Here is a 16,270-nt window from a genome sequence, read left to right as displayed (position 1 = left end):
TGTGGTTCTCGTTAGCGATTCCGGCACTATCAATCTTGATGCTCATAACGCTGTAGTCAGTTGCGTATGGTTGCAGAAAAATCTACATCACCCCAATCTACTTATTCTGGATGCCACTTTCTTTTTGCCTAGGCAGCAACGATTTGCCAAACACGAGTTCCAGTCTCAGCATCTACCTGGTGCGCAGTTTTTTGATATTGATGACATTGCTGATCAAAACAGCCCACTGCCACATACCTTGCCGATTGCCGAGCAATTTGCTCAGCAAGTAGGAAAGTTGGGTATCGATAACGCCACTTGGGTGGTGGTTTACGACAATAACCATTTTTTTGCTGCCGCACGCGTTTGGTGGATGTTTAGAGTATTTGGGCATGAGAAAATTAAAGTGCTGGACGGCGGATTATCTCGCTGGAAGCAACTGGGTTTTCCGTTAACATCAAATTCGGCAAAGCCTGCATCTAAAGTATTTACGGCTACATTCCATGCAGAATTATTTGTAGATTTGCAACAAATGCGCGAAATTCAACAGCAGGGTAGTCGTATAATTTTGGATGCGCGTTCTGCTGACAGTTTTAATGGTCAACGTGTATTAACAGATGCGGGCCTGCAAACCGGTCATATGCCAGGCAGTGTCAATATTCCGTATCAACATTTATATAGCCAAGATCAGCATACTTTATACAGTATTGCACAACTGCAGCAGTTGTTTGTGACGGCGGGTGTGGATGTTTCCAAATCCATGGTAACCACCTGTGGCTCTGGGGTTTCTGCGGCATTATTGCTTTTGGTGCTGTATCAATTAGGTTGTCATCAGGTTCCTATGTTTGATGGTTCATGGGCAGAATGGGGGAGGCAACAAGATTTGCCTAAACAAAACAAGCCAACTAGTTAGGAATATCTTAACGTCAACGCTGTATAAGACAATGTGGTTTTGACTTTTGTTATACTGTGTCGATTGTATTGGTCAGTCCTGTTCTACTATTTGTGATTAAGGCTGTTATTTCTTATTAATGGGTAGTTTACCCAAAAAATAGTTAAGTTTTTAACACGCAGCAAATTTAAAGCAGCTGACTCCAACCGTTCTATTCACTCTAAGCAATGGCTAAATATCGCACCCACTACGACAATTTAAAGATTACTCGCAACGCGCCTGATGCCTTAATCCGGGCAGCGTATAAGGTTTTGATGCAACAGTATCACCCCGATAAGTACGATGGCAGTGAAGAAAAAGCGCTACGCATCACCAAGATTATTAAAGATGCTTACGACATATTGATCGACCCAGCGCGTCGAGCCGAACATGATGAATGGATAGATGCGCAGGAATCTAAGAATAATAATGCCGGATTTGAAAAGTCAGAAAAAACTGAGCAACCCCTTTATGCCATTGATTATCTGCATTATAGCGAACATGAGTTATATGGTATTGCCGCCAAAGAGCTAACCCTGGGAAATATTAATAAGGGTATAATGGGGCGTGCCATTGTTGAAGCAGACGGCAATGAAGCCAAAGTGTCTACCCGATATATCCAAAACAGAGTACAGCAATTATTGGAAGATATAGAAGGACACTATTTAATTGAGCTGACGCAACTGGGCTATCGAATTTCTGCTACAAACACCGATAGCGGTACTAGGCAATGGCATATCCGCACAAAAACCCAAGAAGTGCATTACATACATTCTCTGGAAGCGTTTAAAGAGGTTATCGCTAAATTGCGCGGTCATGTCAATGAGCGTGCGCGCACAGAACGCGGTGTGTTTGCTTTGGGTGATGTTGGATTAAACGGGGGAATAGTGTTCTTTGTGGACGATTCCGGCTCTCATGGTTTAGAAGCTCAGTCCACAGATGCAGAGAATGCATTAGATTGGCATGCGGCAATTACTGCTGCTCAAGCCTATGGTTATGGTTGGCGCTTACCGCTTAAAGACGAATTGAATCTGTTATTCCAACAAAAAGAGTTGGTAGGCGGATTCTCTGATGACTTTTATTGGAGTTCTACGCATATGGGTGAGGGCTGTGCATGGCAACAAAATTTTGGCGGAGGCGGTCAAATATCTTACAAAAATAACGATCAATGCAAGGTGCGTGCTGTCAGGGATTTTTAGGGTAGCTAATATATTAACCCATTCCGCATAGCCACGATTAACGTCAGCGTAATCGTAGGAATGAAAAGCTTTCCGGTTATAGAGGCGCTTTTTAGAATCGGTTACGCATTAACTAATGCTGCGTAATTGTTTGGGTAACGGTTTAAATATTGAAATCGGTGACGATGATTAAAATAAATTTTGTCGTTGGGAAAGGCTATTAAATGTTTTTGGAGTCTGCATTCCCACGATTACGTTGACGCTAATTGTGGCTACGCAGTTTCGAATGGCAGCATCCAATTGGCGTATCTTAGCGTCTTGTTAGCGATAGGCGATTCTATTTCCAATAAAATATCCGCATATTCATAGTAAACTAAGCAGCTTATTGAATACTTTACCTTTGTGATGACGGCTATAACCCAATATTTCGATCTTGATTGTCAGCAATGTCCGCGTCTGGCTGATTTTTTGTGTGATGTTAAACAAAAATATCCACAGTATCACGCGCGTCCTGTGGCACCGTTTGGGGATTTGCAGGCGCGTTTGCTGGTGGTGGGGTTGGCACCGGGGATGCATGGGGCTAATGCCAGTGGTCGGCCGTTTACCGGGGATTATGCGGGGTTGTTATTGTATCAGGCGCTGTACGATTTTGGATTTAGTAATCAGTTACATTCTACGGCTTTGGATGATGGGCTGGAATTGCGCAATTGCCGTATAACCAATGCTGTTAAATGTCTGCCACCGCAAAACAAACCGACGGGTGAGGAAATTGTGCAATGCAATGGCTACCTGGCGGCGGAATTGCAAACCTTACCCGAAAAAGCGGTGATTTTGGTGTTGGGTAATATTGCTCATCAAGCGGTGTTGCGTGCTTATGGTTTAAAAGTGAAAGCTTATCCGTTTGGGCATCATCGGGTTTATAGTTTACCTAATGGCCATCATTTGGTGAGTTCTTATCATTGCAGTCGTTACAATGTACAAACCAAACGTTTGAATATGCAGATGCTGAGTGATGTGTTTGCCAATATTCAGGAATTATTGGTCGCTTAAGCGTGACAGAGTCACCAGCACAGGCGGGCTTTGATGCCAAGGCGTTTTTAAAAAACCTGACGCAACGCCCCGGTATTTACAAAATGCTGGATGCTAATGCCACTATTATATATATTGGTAAAGCTAAAAATCTTAAAAACCGCGTTTCCAGTTATTTTAGAACGCAGGCGGCAGCACCCAAGCAACTGGCTATGGTGGCCAGAATAGCCGCTATTGAGGTGACGGTTACTCATACCGAGGGCGAAGCCCTATTGCTGGAAAGCCAGTTAATCAAGCGCCATCAACCGCGTTACAACATCGATTTACGCGATGATAAATCCTACCCTTATGTGTTTATTTCCACCTTGCACGATTTTCCACAACTTAGTTTTCATCGGGGCGCTAAAAAACGTCAAGGTAAATATTTTGGCCCTTATCCGAGTGCCAGCGCGGTTAAAGAAACTTTAAAGCTATTGCAGAAAATTTTTCCGGTGCGCCAGTGCGAAGACAGTTTTTACAATAGCCGCTCACGCCCCTGTCTACAACATCAGATAGAACGCTGCACTGCACCTTGTGTGGGTTTAATTAGTAAAGAAGCGTATCGGATGGATGTGGATAGTACGGTATTGTTTTTAGAAGGGCAGGGCGGGTTGCTGATCGATAGCCTGGTTACCAAGATGGAAAATGCCGCTGCCACGCTGAATTTTGAACTGGCTGCTAGTTATCGCGATCAAATTTTTCGCTTGCGCGCTGTATTGGAAAAACATTTTGTGCAGGGCGAAAAAGGCGATGTAGATATTATTGCCTGTGCGGTAACAGCAGAAGTGGCCTGTATTCAGGTGTTTTTTATCCGTAATGGTCAAAATTTAGGTAATCGCCAGTTTTTTCCAAAAATGGTGGATCATCATCAGGCTGAAGAAGTGTTACAAGCCTTTATCAGTCAATATTATCTGGATAAAACCATCCCGCACGATTTAATCATCAGCCACACCTTACCGGAAACGGAACTGGTCAGCGAAGTGCTGAGTAGTCAGGCCAAACATGTGGTGAATATTGCCAGTCAGGTACGTGGCGAACGTGCCAAATGGTTGCAGTTGGCGGTGACAAATGCTGAAAACAGTTTACGCAGTAAACTGGCCGATAAACAAAACCTGTTTGCCCGTTTTGTGAGTTTGCAACAGGAATTAAGTTGCGTCGATATTCCGAAAAGATTGGAATGTTTTGATATTAGTCATACCCAAGGTGAGCAAACTGTGGCTTCTTGTGTGGTTTTTGATCGGGAAGGGCCGGTAAAATCTGATTATCGGCGCTTTAATATTGAAGGAATTACTCCCGGTGATGATTATGCTGCTATTTATCAGGCGGTATTTCGTCGTTATAAACGATTAAAACAAGGTGAACATACTGCGCCAGAGGTATTGTTTATTGATGGTGGCAAAGGTCAGGTGGGGGAAGCTAAAAAGGCGTTGGCGGAATTAGACATAAACAATGTTATGATAGTCGGAGTGTCGAAAGGTCCAGATCGAAAAGCAGGCATGGAAAAAATTATACTGCCCGATCAGGATTTACCTTTGAATGTGACACCAGGTGCCAGTGCTTTATTACTGATTCAGCATATTAGGGATGAAGCTCATCGTTTTGCTATCACCGGACACCGCCAGCGCCGCGCTAAAATTAAAACTAAGTCGGTACTGGAAAATATTGCTGGGCTCGGCCAGAAACGCCGCCAAATTTTGTTAAAACAATTTGGTGGTCTGCAAGGTGTATCCAATGCTGGAGTGGATGCCCTGGCAGGTATTGATGGCATCAGCCGGCAATTGGCACAACGCATTTATGATTTGTTTCACCACCAAGATGGCAGTTAAATTTACCTTACCAACCTATTTGACATTTTTACGCATTGCCTTAATACCCTTATTGGCAGTTGTGTTTTATTTGCCTTGGGAATACTCAAAACTCGCCTGCACCTTAATTTTTTTATTTGCTGGTTTTACCGACTGGCTGGATGGTTATCTGGCGCGCAAGATGCAGCTGGAAACCGATTTCGGCGCGTTCTTAGATCCGGTTGCTGATAAATTAATGGTGGCTTTTGTGTTGGTTTTAGTGGTGCAGGCCGAGGCAAGTCCTTATCTTGCTATACCTGCAGCCGTAATTATCGGTCGTGAAATTACTATAGCCTCGTTAAGAGAGTGGATGGCAGAAATAGGTCAGCGGGCCAAAGTTAAGGTCTCGCAATTGGGTAAATGGAAAACCACCGCGCAAATGACAGCTGTCAGTTTGTTGCTGTATCGTGATGATCTGCTAGGTTTGCCCATTAATACCATGGGCTATTGGTTGCTATATATATCAGCCATTTTAACCTTGTGGTCAATGATCAATTACCTGATGGCTGCTTTTTCAACCTTGAGAGAATAACAATAAGTGCAGCGTTACATACTGCGCAATAACAGAGAGATGACAGCAGGTAAAGCTGTATAAAGAACATGGAACAAGAATTAGCAATTGAAATAGAAGTAGCACAAGAACAAACACCCGCTAAGCTGATTAGCCAGGACGAGGTTTTACAAGCGGCATTAAAATTATTCGCACAAAAGGGCTATTACAATACCTCTTTAATCGATATAAAAGATGCAGTTGGCTTAAAATCGACCAGTGGACTTTATCAATTTTTCAAAACCAAGCAAGCCATTGCTTTGGCTTTGCATGAGCAGATACTGGATAGTTTCAGTATCTCTATTGATGATATTCGCCGTCGCAATCGTAAAGCGTCCGAACAATTACGCGAAGTAGTGGATTTGTTGTTTAAGCTGACCGAAGAAGCACCGGAAATTATTCAGTTTTTACTGTTTATCAAAACCAGTGATTTTTTACCCGAACCTAAACCTTTATTTGATATAGCGGCGTTTAATAAACTGCGACGTATTATTCAGGTGGGCATTAAGGAAGGCGAAATCAAAAACATTGATGCCTTGCTAGCCTACAATTATTTCTTTGGCATTATTCAGCACACGCTGAGTATGTTATTAACGGATAGTTTGCCGCCTTGTAAGGATAATTACCAGAATCAGGTCTGGTTGGTGGCCTGGAGTACAATAGCTAAGAAGTAAGTTAGCGCGGTTTGTGGTTATGTGGAGCATTTTGCTGTGGCTGACCTCTATTGCCATGTTGAAAATATAGGCTGATCAGTTGGGTTACGGCGCATGCTGTAACCCAATCTAAACTTTTTACAATGAACGCAAGAAATTAAGCAAATCCTGTTTGCTCTCTGTCGTTAGCTGATTATATTTTTCTACACTGTAGTTGGCTTCTGAATTATTTTGTCCTTCATCACTACTGTGATGTTCATCAATCGCCTGGATCAAATCGGACGTACGACCATCGTGTAAAAACCAAATGCGTTGTCCTAGCCCCCATAATGGTGCGGTACGAAACTCATCACCACTGGCCTGACCTTGTGTAACACCATCTGCCAGCTTTGGTCCCATATTGTGTATCAGTAAGTCGGAATATAGATTGACTGGTTTTCTATCCAGCTGCGGTATATCGGATTTACCCGTAGTAAACTGTGGGGTATGACAATACGCGCATCCAACCGCTTTAAACAAATTCCTGCCTTTCTCGATAGAAGCGGAACCACCCGGTTGACTGGTTGAAGGCGTGGGCGGAGCCAGTAAACGCATATAGGCGGCAAATTTTTCAATGTCGCTTAATACATCCATGGGGTCAGATTTTTCAGGATGAGTACGGTCATTCGGTGTATTCATGGTCTGACAAGCTGAGGTCTCATTACGTTCAGTTGGAAACAGCTCGTTGGATACGCCCATCTCCACGTTATAGGCTTCGCCCGCAAATACCAGTAAAGACTTGTTTTGTGCTTTCCAACCAAAGCGGGCAATGGTGCCGTCATTACCATTACGGTTGGCAAGTGCCGTTCTGGTATGTCCGCTTAGGGTAATATTCGATCTGCCACTGATGCCAAAAGTTTGTTTTTGGCTGGCTTCATGTTGCCGATTTTCTTCAATGGCCGTATCGGGGATTTGTTCAATTAAGCCACTACCAAACACGGGGGTGGGGATACGGAAAATAATGTTTTGTTCGGCTACCGCTTTTTCAAAATTGGGCTGTGGTAAGCCAGTGCAGGTTTCTGCGCCAGGTAATCCCTCAATGGTAAACAGGGCATGTACGCCACCATCAAGGATAGTGTGATCAGTCTCAAGATGTACAAACCGCGCTTCACGCATTGGCGTTAAGCCAGGGTTTTCTGGGTCGCTACCGGCTATAAATGATGGAATTTTATTGGTTTTGCTCAGATTGGTCTGCCAAAAAATATATTGAGGGTTGATCGCTTTCAGATTATTTTTGGTCGGTCCGGGCGATGAGCCACCCACATCAGGATAAGCGTGGCAGCCACCGCAACTGTTAAAATTAAATGTAGGCCCCAGGCCATCGTCACTGACGTTTTCCTGTTTGTTAAATTCTTCCAGTCCGGCTTTAAACAGTTTCTGGTAATTGGCATCCAGGCCAGTCAGTGCTGCACCAACTGCTGATTCGCTCAGGCGCACGCCAGGATCATGCAATTTAATCGCGCCAGGCGTGGAGGTGGGTAATTTTACTGTAGTGCTTGTCGTGTTTGAGTCGCAGCCTGCTAGTGTTAATGTCATCAGAGCAGTAGCCAATAGTGCGCGTGGAATGCAAAATTCGTTTTTCATAGTCGGTATCCTGTACTTAGTTAATAACCTACTGGCAAACTCGTCTTTCTGTCGCGGTAAATACCCTCAAGGGTTGCGTTTTCGTCTCCGTACATCCTTCTATAGGCTTTCTGTGCGTGGTGATCAATAGGTAGATCGAACCATACGCAGATTTACGTAACCATAAATGACATTTCACTCAATAACAAGCAGTACAAAAGTACTGGTACTGAAAAGAGAGCTGATAATGGCTGAGTAGAGTGAGTGCTCGGATTAATGCGCATAGAGTAGGGAATTTCACAGTATCTGGAGGTTGGGATTCGGTGCTGGCAGCGTGTGCAGGGCAGGTGTCCAATTATTGGTCAATCTAACGTCAGTCACCAAAAACCAGTCACTTACATGTTGTTGTCACCTGTTGGTCACAATGTTATCCACAGCTTTTGTGGATAACTGCTTTATTTTAAGAGAGCTTGTGAATTACTTTAATGCAGTACTATGGTATATGCTGGTTTTGTGGACTTCTCCTCAACCTTGTTTGTTTGTGTGATGCGTGCCTTCATCCCATAAATACTGGTATAGCTATAAAAAAATACAGGAGATTTTCCAAAGGCAGATCGGCGAGTTACGCACTTTTTTGTAAATAAATACGAAAAATATTGATATTTTTAATAATCAGCATAGAATAGCTTCCAGCTAGAAAAATAAGCTTTACCCATGTTTACCGCTTCGATGTCTCTTTTACAGTTATTCGACTTGATCTTCATTCCGTGATCCCTACATTTATCAGCATAACTCGCCTTCTCCAAGGCTAACTATTTAACTTTTCCAAGGATTCATCATGTCAACATTGACTATGAAAACACTAACAAAACCATTTACTCAAAGAGCCCCACAACCACGTACAGAATGGAATTATGATATTTATTTTCTAGAGCAGTTGGCTAAGAAAAAGAAAACCCCAAACAATAACAATAAAGCTGCAAGTAACTAAAATTTGTAAGCGTCAATATCTGTTTTTTGCAAATTTCCTGTCAGTTTGTCACGTTCCACAGCGTAAGGCGGCTATAGGCTGCTGGTAAGCTCTCTGCATGTCATTCATTTTTAAAACATAATATATTTATCGTTGACTTGTGCCTGTCACCAATAAAATACTTCAACCCGCTAGAGGGTAAAGGTGTATAACTAAGTCCGCGACGTTTTATAGTTGGTAGTCATGATGGTTATAATCGTGAGTCTTGCAACTTAACCGCCCCAGCTAATTATTTGGAGAGTATCTTGAGTAAAGAGAAAAAAAGTAATAAAGAAGTAAAAAAACAACCGGCGCTGTCCCCAAAGGAAAAGAAAGCCGTTAAGAAAGAAAAAAAAGAAGCTAACGGACGTTTAGCATAAACTAAAAACACATAAAATCCTGCCTGTGTTCGACACAATTTTGTGTAGGTGCATAAAGACAGAGCAAGCATTAACACGAGTGTATATAGCAAAGTGCAGGTTTTTATTTGTATAGCAGTATGCTAAACTGCAATGGATTTAGTTTTTAGGACGATAGGTTATACAACATGAATTCCGCCCAGCTTAAATGCCTTGCAGTCTTCAGTCTGTTTGCAATCATTGGTTTTGGGCCTGTATCGCCCGGCTGTCTAATCGGTATGTATATTGTGCTTAAGCGGCCAAGCTGGTTTTTGCAGTTGGCTAGTCATGTGTACAATAATCCGCCCGCGTTGCCTGCAAGGCCGCCTTCCTCTCATGTCCGTGTAAAGTGCTTTCTAAGTTTGTTGACATTATTTATTATTGATATTGCCCCGGTTCCTGTTACGCCTGTCATTGCCTTTGTCATTATTTTGTTAAGACCACTCTGGTTTTATCGCACCGTTATTGCTGTCTATCAAGCCGACTAAGCTTTAAGTGACCACTCTGGTTTTGGGTGTATTTAAGCATGTCTCGCTGTATAATCTTAGCTTTAATCTATCAGGCTAGTATGATTGAGTGTGATGATTGTTTTAACTTAACTATCTGGAGGTTGTCATGATATATCGACTACGAATTTTGCCCATTATTTTAATAACAACTGCTTTAATCAGTGATGTTTATGCTGAGGAAGCTAATTTCGGAAAAAAAATTCCCAGTACTGAGCAGGTTTTGGATTATTTAAAATCTAACTCTAAAGATGTGGATACGTCTGGCGATAGTGTTGATACCAGCAAATCTAAAAGTAGAAGTTTAAACTTTGTGACTAAAGACGATAATCGTACCCTTAAGCACAAACCGATTACGCCTTCGCCTAAAAGCAGTGAAAAAGCCATTTCCATGGAAATTCTTTTTGACTACAACTCTTCGCAGCTGACTGACGCAGGTAAAGAACAGTTACGCCCTATCGGTTCGGCATTAGCCACCAACGACTTACAAGGTAAGCATTATAGAATAGAAGGGCATACCGATATTGTCGGTGGCGATGCCTATAATATTGAGTTATCTCGTCGGCGCGCAGAGGCCGTGAAGAACTTTCTGGTGTCTGAATACGGATTGCCAGAAGACGCTATGAAAATTCAGGGTAAAGGTAAGAAAAACCTAGCCAATAGTGAAGACCCAACTAGTGAAGTTAATCGCAGAGTGCGGATTGTGCTGTTAAGCGATTAGACGCTTATTGGCCTGGTTATATTAAGAGTGTAGCACTAGTAAGCTGGCTGAATGAGAATGCAAGCCAGCTTCGATGGTGGCAGACTTTAAAATACAAAGGGTTTTATCAGTGTATTTTTTCTAAAATGATGATTGCTGAAATTTTAAGTCGTAATAAAATTAGCAACCACTGCTGTACGTTACCCTACTACAGGCTACAATACCTGATTAGAGTAGATGCTTGCTTGAGATTATTTGGCGTAGAAATTGCTTAATGTTTAGTATACACAGCTACTAATAAAAGTCTTATGTCTAAAATGAGCCCCATTGTTGTCATAGAGCGTTACGAAGAACATCGATTAGCTATTCAACGCCTGTTGCAATCTATATTGACTTGTTTTGCAGATGGTAATTTATTTGAGCAATCTCAGGCTGAGTTAAGCGAAAGTCTTAATTCTTTGTGCAGTTATTATCCATTTGTGAGTTTATTGTACCTTCTTGGTGCAGATGGTGTACAAATTAGCACGAATATCCCTGGACGTTTTTATAACGACCGCCCGAATATTGGGGATGGTGCCGATAGAAGTAAGCGGCCGTATTTTATTGCTGCACAGCAGACAGACCAGGTGGTGGTTACAGAACCTTACCTGTCTAGTGTCAAAAATGAACTGTGTTTGTCGGTGTGTTGTCAGGTTTTTGACAACGAGGCTCAGGTTAAAGGCTATATAGTGCTGGATGTTGATTTGCCCACCACTTTAAATTTTCTCAGTGGCGAAACCATGCGCGCTAATTTTGAGCCAGGTCTAAAAGGCGTGTATTCGTTGATAGTGTTTGGTTTGTTTACGGTGGCAGCTATTTTGTTGTATTCCGCTGCCAATGAATGCATACAGGTTATCTATAAAGCCGCCACGCAACAGGATACGAAATTAATCCCGTTTAGTATGGTGATTTACCTGACACTGGCACTAGCTATCTTTGATTTGGCTAAAACTACGCTGGAAGAAGAAGTGCTGTTGTATAAAGATATACTCAAACACAGTTCTACCCGGCGTACCATCACGCGCTTTATTGCCGCCATTATTATTGCATTGTCGATTGAAGCCTTACTAATGATCTTTAAATCGGCCTTACAGAATTCAGGCCAGTTTATTATTGAAGCGGTGTGGGTGGTTATAGCCGCCGCTTTTTTATTACTGTGCCTGGGTGTTTATGTTTATTTGGGCGCGCGCGCAGAAGTGCTGTTACGCAAGCAAAAATAAACGGCCGATTTTAGATTGCTTGATTAATGTCAACAATCAATCCGTCTTCCATGTGCAGTACATGATCCATACGTGCGGCTAAATCAGGGTCGTGAGTGACGACTAGAAAGCTGACTTGCAGTTCCTGATTTAATTCCAGCATGAGTTGATAAATCTGTTCTGCGGTTTTACTGTCCAGATTGCCGGTAGGTTCGTCGGCTAAAACGCATTTGGGTTGGTGAATTAAGGCTCTGGCAACTGCGGCACGTTGTCTTTCGCCGCCTGATAATTCGCCTGGTTTGTGCTGGATACGATGCCCTAATCCTACCCGTTTTAAAATAGCGATGGCTTTTTGCTCCGCTTCTTTTAGCGAGTGATCGCCAATCAGCAGGGGCATGGCCACGTTTTCTAAGAGCGTAAATTCACCCAATAGATGATGAAACTGGTAAATAAAACCCAGTGAACGATTACGCAATGCACTTAGTTTTCTAGAGCGTACCTGCTGTAAATCGACACCATCCAGTATCACTTTGCCAGAGGTGGGTTTTTCCAGGCCACCCAACAAATGCAGCAGGGTACTTTTACCCGAACCAGAGGCGCCCATGATAGCCACGCGTTGCCCGGCGTAGACTTCCAGGTTGACGCCTTTTAAAACATCTACATTCAAATCACCTTGTTCATAGCGTTTGGTGAGTTGTTCACATTGTAAAATAACCGGGGTATCTGTGAGTTGCTTACTCATAACGTAACACCTCGGCTGGATTAATGCGCGATGCCTGCCAGGCAGGATAGATAGTTGCTAGTAGCGATAGCACAAAGGCTGTAAATGCTATCCAGTAAACATCGCTCCACACCAGTTTGGAAGGTACTTCGCTAATATAGTAAACATCCGCTGCCATAAAATGTACGCCAAACAAATTTTCTATAAATGGCACGATGCTTTCTACATTCAGCGCCAGTAATACACCAAATACAGTACCCAGCAATGTGCCAATGCTACCTATAATGCAACCAAGTACAATAAAAATACCCATTACCGAAGCATTGGATAAACCTTGGGTTTTTAGTATGGCAATATCGCCGCGTTTATCGGTAACCACCATCACCAGCGTGGAGACAATGTTGAATGCCGCAACGGCCACAATCAGTAATAAAATAATAAACATGGCGCGTTTTTCGGTTTGCACGGCGCGGAAAAAGTTGTTATGTGCTTTGGTCCAGTCGCTGACACGGTAATCATCGCCTAGCGTGTTGGCTAAACCCTGAGTGATTTGTGGGGCATCGAATAAGTCGTCCAGTTTTAGGCGTAGACCGGTGACTGCGGGTTCGATACGGAATAATTTAGCGGCATCGTCTATATGTATCATGGCCATATTGCGGTCATATTCAAACATGCCTACCTGAAAAACCCCAACCACTGTAAAGCGTTTTAAACGTGGCAAAATACCAGCTGGCGTTGCAGTAACTTGTGGAGTGATAATGGTAACTTTATCACCGCGCATCACACCCAGATAATTGGCTAACTCTACACCCAGTACAATGCCAAATTCACCGGGTTGTAGATCGGTAAGGCTGCCATACTTCATGTGCGATGCCACTTCGGATACCTTGGCTTCGTAGTCGGGCATAATACCTTGCAGTAAAGTACCGCTCACTTGGCGATCAGCATTAACCATCACTTGACCGTGAATAAAGGGGGCCACTGCCTGAACGTGCGGCATTTTTTCGGTACGGTCTGCCAGCGTGCGCCAGTCTTCAAGCTGGCCGTTGTAGCCAGTAATGGTACTGTGCGCTGTCATGCCCAGTATGCGTTCGCGCAATTCGGCTTCAAAACCATTCATGACTGAAAGTACGGTAATCAGTGCCGTAACACCCAACGCTATGCCTAGCACAGAGGTGAGGGTGATAAAGGAAATAAACTGGGTACGACGTTTGGCGCGCGTATAGCGCAAGCCTATGTAAAATATGAGTGGTCTGAACATGTGTAGGGAAGTTAGGGCTGGCAGTCGTTGCAATAGCCGTAGAGATAAAGACTGTGATCCGTTAATTTATAACCTAAATTTCTGGCGATTTCGTCCTGGCGTTTTTCTATAATGTCATCGGTAAATTCATCGACTTTTCCGCATTTCATGCAGACAACATGGTCGTGATGGGTGCCTTTGTTTACTTCAAAAATAGAGTTTCCGCCTTCAAAGTGATGCCGGTTAACCAATCCTGCGGCTTCGAATTGAGTCAGCACCCGATAAACGGTGGCCAAGCCTATTTCTTCGCCTTCGCTTAATAAGATTTTGTAAACCTTTTCGGCAGACATGTGCCGATCATCCTGTTGTTTTTCCAGAATTTCTAAAATCTTGACTCTGGGTAAAGTGACCTTTAAACCAGCGTTACGTAAATCCTGTGATTCCAAAAGTCTGTCTCCGCTCAACTATTGATTATTGCTATTGTATCGTTTTTTGGCTGAAGTTGTTTATAGAATTATGGCATAATCTGCATTGAATTTTCTCACTACGTTCTACCTCATGAACAAATCTGTATTTTGGCTGGGCTTAATAGCCAGCTTGACGTGCACTGCTTGTACCACTGTGCTCAGTAATATCCCCGGTGTCTATAAGCTGGATATTGAACAAGGCAATATGATTGATCAAAGTATGATAGATCAACTTCGCCCCAATATGACTAAACGGCAGGTACAGTTTATTATGGGTTCGCCTATGGTTGTGGATACTTTCCATGAGCAGCGCTGGGACTATATCTACTCTAAAGAAGAGGCAGGTGAAGATCGCGTGCAAAAACGCGTATCTCTGTATTTTAAAGGCGATAATTTACAGACCATACAAGGTGATTTTCGGCCCAGTTCCATGCCAGTACCCAAACCCTCTACTGAAACCAGTATTGATCTGCCCAAACGCGAATTAGAAAAATCTATGTGGCAAAAAATGGCGGATTTGTTTGGCTTTGATCCTGGTGTTGATACCGATGATGGCGTTACGCCAAATTCATCGCCTCAATCCGCCAAGTCTGGTAAGTCTCGTTAACGGTATGTGGCCTATTAACTAAGATTCTGCATCAACATACATTACACTGTGTTTTTGTGTTGATGCGCTTACCTAAACAGCTTTCAATGCAGAGGCATTAAGCACTTGTTCGATAAAATATCGACAGTAGTTGGGTAGATACAAATGTTTTAGGTAAGCAATTTTGGTGACAGATGTTGGAATTAAGTGGGCCAGACTGAGTGCTATTAAATCCTGATCTTTGTCGGGTTCGTATGCCGTTGCAGCAATAATGCCCACCCCCATACCCAGACGTACATAGGTTTTAATGACATCCGAATCACTGGCGGATAAAGTAATATCCATGCTTAATCCCGCATGGCTAAAGGCTGTTTCTAAGGTCGATCGCCCGGTAAATCCAACAGAATAAGTTAAAATAGCTTGTTTAGCCAATAGTTCTAAGCTGATGTTTTGCGAGGCTAAAGCATGTTGTTTGGGGACGATAGCCACATGATGCCATTCCAGGCAGGGGCGCATAATGAGTTTTTCGTTATCTTGCATTTTTTCTGTGCATATTGCCACATCTGCTTTGTTTTGATAGAGAAGATTGATTAGATTCTCTGGCGAGGATTGCAGCATATAAATTTTAATATCCGGGAATTTTTGACGAAAATTCTGTACCGGTCCGGGTAATAAATACTTAGCCTGAGTGTGCGTGGTGGCAATATGTAAACTGCCATTACGGTTATCGATAAAATCATCAGCCAGCAGTTTAATATTCTTACGTGCCTCATTAATTTGTTCAACCTCACTCATAATTTCAATACCGAGTGGTGTTAAGGCTGTAAGCTTTTTGCCTTGACGTTCGAATAACGGTAAACCTAATTCGGTTTCCAGAAGCTGCAATTGACGGCTGGCTGCTGATTGTACAACATGCATTTTTTCCGCTGCTTTGCTCAGGTTAAAATCAGTTTCGAGTAGGGTTCTTAGTAATTCAAGCTGGTTTAAATTCATTCGTTAATCAATTTTTGGATATCCGGGTGGTGTGTGGCAAAAGCTGAAGATTAATTGTCACTACTCATTGTAAAGTTAAATTTTATATAGGATTTATCAGCATTAGAAGTAGCATTAATGGCGACAGATGAGCTTCACTTTTTCAGCGCATCCAATTACCCACATTGATGTAGGATGTGGTGAGGCACGAACCGCATCACAAAGGCTAATATTAACTTCAATGATGCTTGCTACTTCTCTAGGACATGATCAAAACTGTAGCTGACACTGCGACAGACGCGCTTTTCACTTATTGCCCTAGGGTTAAAAATATATTGCTAATATAGCATTATATCGTAGCTGGTTAGAGGATAGTCGTACAAAATAGAATCAACAATTCCTACTACTGGCTAAGCACGCAGTAATACAAACACAGGTACATTCATAGTTTTATAAATTATTAACAAGGGGGGTAGTCGCTATTGGCTAGTATATAGTATGATGATGCCCGTCGTACCGATTACTAGCCACACATGACTGTACCTAATGAGATTTTACAGAGAATATACCCAGTTTCACACTATAAATAAACAGCTTTACTTACAGCCAAGACAGTTAAAAGATAATT

General features: G+C 42.7%; 16 protein-coding genes. 11 read left to right on the top strand and 5 right to left on the bottom strand.

Annotated features, from left to right (window positions below; genetic code table 11):
• Position 1: 1 nt before the first annotated feature.
• The 6 genes from sseA (at position 2) to ABH008_RS13590 (ending at position 6,224) form a co-directional block, all read left to right on the top strand.
• Positions 2-892 (top strand): 3-mercaptopyruvate sulfurtransferase, encoded by an 891-nt coding sequence (gene sseA / locus ABH008_RS13615; protein ID WP_347986168.1) that lies wholly within the window; start codon positions 2-4, stop codon positions 890-892.
• Between the two features lie 206 nt (positions 893-1,098).
• On the top strand, positions 1,099-2,109 hold the full coding sequence (locus ABH008_RS13610; protein ID WP_347986167.1) for a DnaJ domain-containing protein: 1,011 nt from the start codon (positions 1,099-1,101) through the stop codon (positions 2,107-2,109).
• A 384-nt stretch (positions 2,110-2,493) separates the two neighbouring features.
• On the top strand, positions 2,494-3,138 hold the full coding sequence (locus ABH008_RS13605) for a uracil-DNA glycosylase (protein WP_347986166.1): 645 nt from the start codon (positions 2,494-2,496) through the stop codon (positions 3,136-3,138).
• Positions 3,139-3,140: 2 nt separating this feature from the next.
• Entirely contained in the window at positions 3,141-4,982 is a 1,842-nt protein-coding gene (gene uvrC, locus ABH008_RS13600; protein ID WP_347986165.1) for an excinuclease ABC subunit UvrC, read from the top strand.
• A complete protein-coding gene (pgsA, locus tag ABH008_RS13595) occupies positions 4,972-5,532 on the top strand; it encodes a CDP-diacylglycerol--glycerol-3-phosphate 3-phosphatidyltransferase (RefSeq protein ID WP_347986164.1) in 561 nt (186 codons plus the stop codon). The genes uvrC and pgsA overlap by 11 nt, the downstream gene beginning before the upstream one ends.
• Positions 5,533-5,600: 68 nt before the next feature.
• Entirely contained in the window at positions 5,601-6,224 is a 624-nt protein-coding gene (locus ABH008_RS13590; protein WP_347986163.1) for a helix-turn-helix domain-containing protein, read from the top strand.
• Between the two features lie 117 nt (positions 6,225-6,341).
• Here the strand turns inward: ABH008_RS13590 and ABH008_RS13585 are convergent, their stop codons facing one another.
• On the bottom strand, positions 6,342-7,826 hold the full coding sequence (locus ABH008_RS13585) for a di-heme oxidoredictase family protein (RefSeq protein WP_347986162.1): 1,485 nt from the start codon (positions 7,824-7,826) through the stop codon (positions 6,342-6,344).
• A gap of 817 nt (positions 7,827-8,643) precedes the next feature.
• On the opposite strand from ABH008_RS13585, the gene ABH008_RS13580 reads away from it, so the two are divergent.
• From ABH008_RS13580 to ABH008_RS13565, 4 genes are all read left to right on the top strand, one after another.
• Entirely contained in the window at positions 8,644-8,796 is a 153-nt protein-coding gene (locus ABH008_RS13580; protein WP_347986161.1) for a hypothetical protein, read from the top strand.
• Between the two features lie 565 nt (positions 8,797-9,361).
• Positions 9,362-9,700 carry a hypothetical protein gene (locus ABH008_RS13575; protein ID WP_347986160.1) on the top strand — a complete coding sequence of 113 codons (339 nt, stop codon included), beginning with the start codon at positions 9,362-9,364 and terminating at the stop codon, positions 9,698-9,700.
• 127 nt (positions 9,701-9,827) lie between these two features.
• Positions 9,828-10,439: an OmpA family protein gene (locus ABH008_RS13570; RefSeq protein WP_347986159.1), complete on the top strand. Its 612-nt coding sequence runs from the start codon at positions 9,828-9,830 to the stop codon at positions 10,437-10,439.
• A gap of 287 nt (positions 10,440-10,726) precedes the next feature.
• Positions 10,727-11,677, top strand: a complete 951-nt coding sequence (locus ABH008_RS13565) for a cache domain-containing protein (protein WP_347986158.1) — start codon at positions 10,727-10,729, stop codon at positions 11,675-11,677.
• Between the two features lie 10 nt (positions 11,678-11,687).
• On the opposite strand, the gene lolD is transcribed toward ABH008_RS13565, so the two are convergent.
• From lolD to fur, 3 genes are read right to left on the bottom strand one after another with little or no spacing between them, the layout of a single operon-like run.
• Complete coding sequence (gene lolD / locus ABH008_RS13560) at positions 11,688-12,398, bottom strand: lipoprotein-releasing ABC transporter ATP-binding protein LolD (protein ID WP_347986157.1); 711 nt, start codon at positions 12,396-12,398, stop codon at positions 11,688-11,690.
• Positions 12,391-13,638: a lipoprotein-releasing ABC transporter permease subunit gene (locus tag ABH008_RS13555; RefSeq protein ID WP_347986156.1), complete on the bottom strand. Its 1,248-nt coding sequence runs from the start codon at positions 13,636-13,638 to the stop codon at positions 12,391-12,393. The genes lolD and ABH008_RS13555 overlap by 8 nt, the downstream gene beginning before the upstream one ends.
• An 11-nt stretch (positions 13,639-13,649) precedes the next feature.
• Entirely contained in the window at positions 13,650-14,063 is a 414-nt protein-coding gene (gene fur / locus ABH008_RS13550) for a ferric iron uptake transcriptional regulator (RefSeq protein WP_347986155.1), read from the bottom strand.
• 112 nt (positions 14,064-14,175) lie between these two features.
• Between fur and bamE the strand changes: the two genes are divergently transcribed.
• On the top strand, positions 14,176-14,691 hold the full coding sequence (gene bamE / locus ABH008_RS13545) for an outer membrane protein assembly factor BamE (protein WP_347986154.1): 516 nt from the start codon (positions 14,176-14,178) through the stop codon (positions 14,689-14,691).
• 72 nt (positions 14,692-14,763) lie between these two features.
• On the opposite strand, the gene ABH008_RS13540 is transcribed toward bamE, so the two are convergent.
• Positions 14,764-15,663 (bottom strand): LysR substrate-binding domain-containing protein, encoded by a 900-nt coding sequence (locus ABH008_RS13540; protein WP_347986153.1) that lies wholly within the window; start codon positions 15,661-15,663, stop codon positions 14,764-14,766.
• Between the last annotated feature and the right edge of the window lie 607 nt (positions 15,664-16,270).

Source organism: Methylomonas sp. AM2-LC (assembly GCF_039904985.1).
Taxonomy (GTDB): Bacteria; Pseudomonadota; Gammaproteobacteria; order Methylococcales; family Methylomonadaceae; genus Methylomonas.
This window is presented reverse-complemented; position numbering and strand designations above follow the sequence as displayed.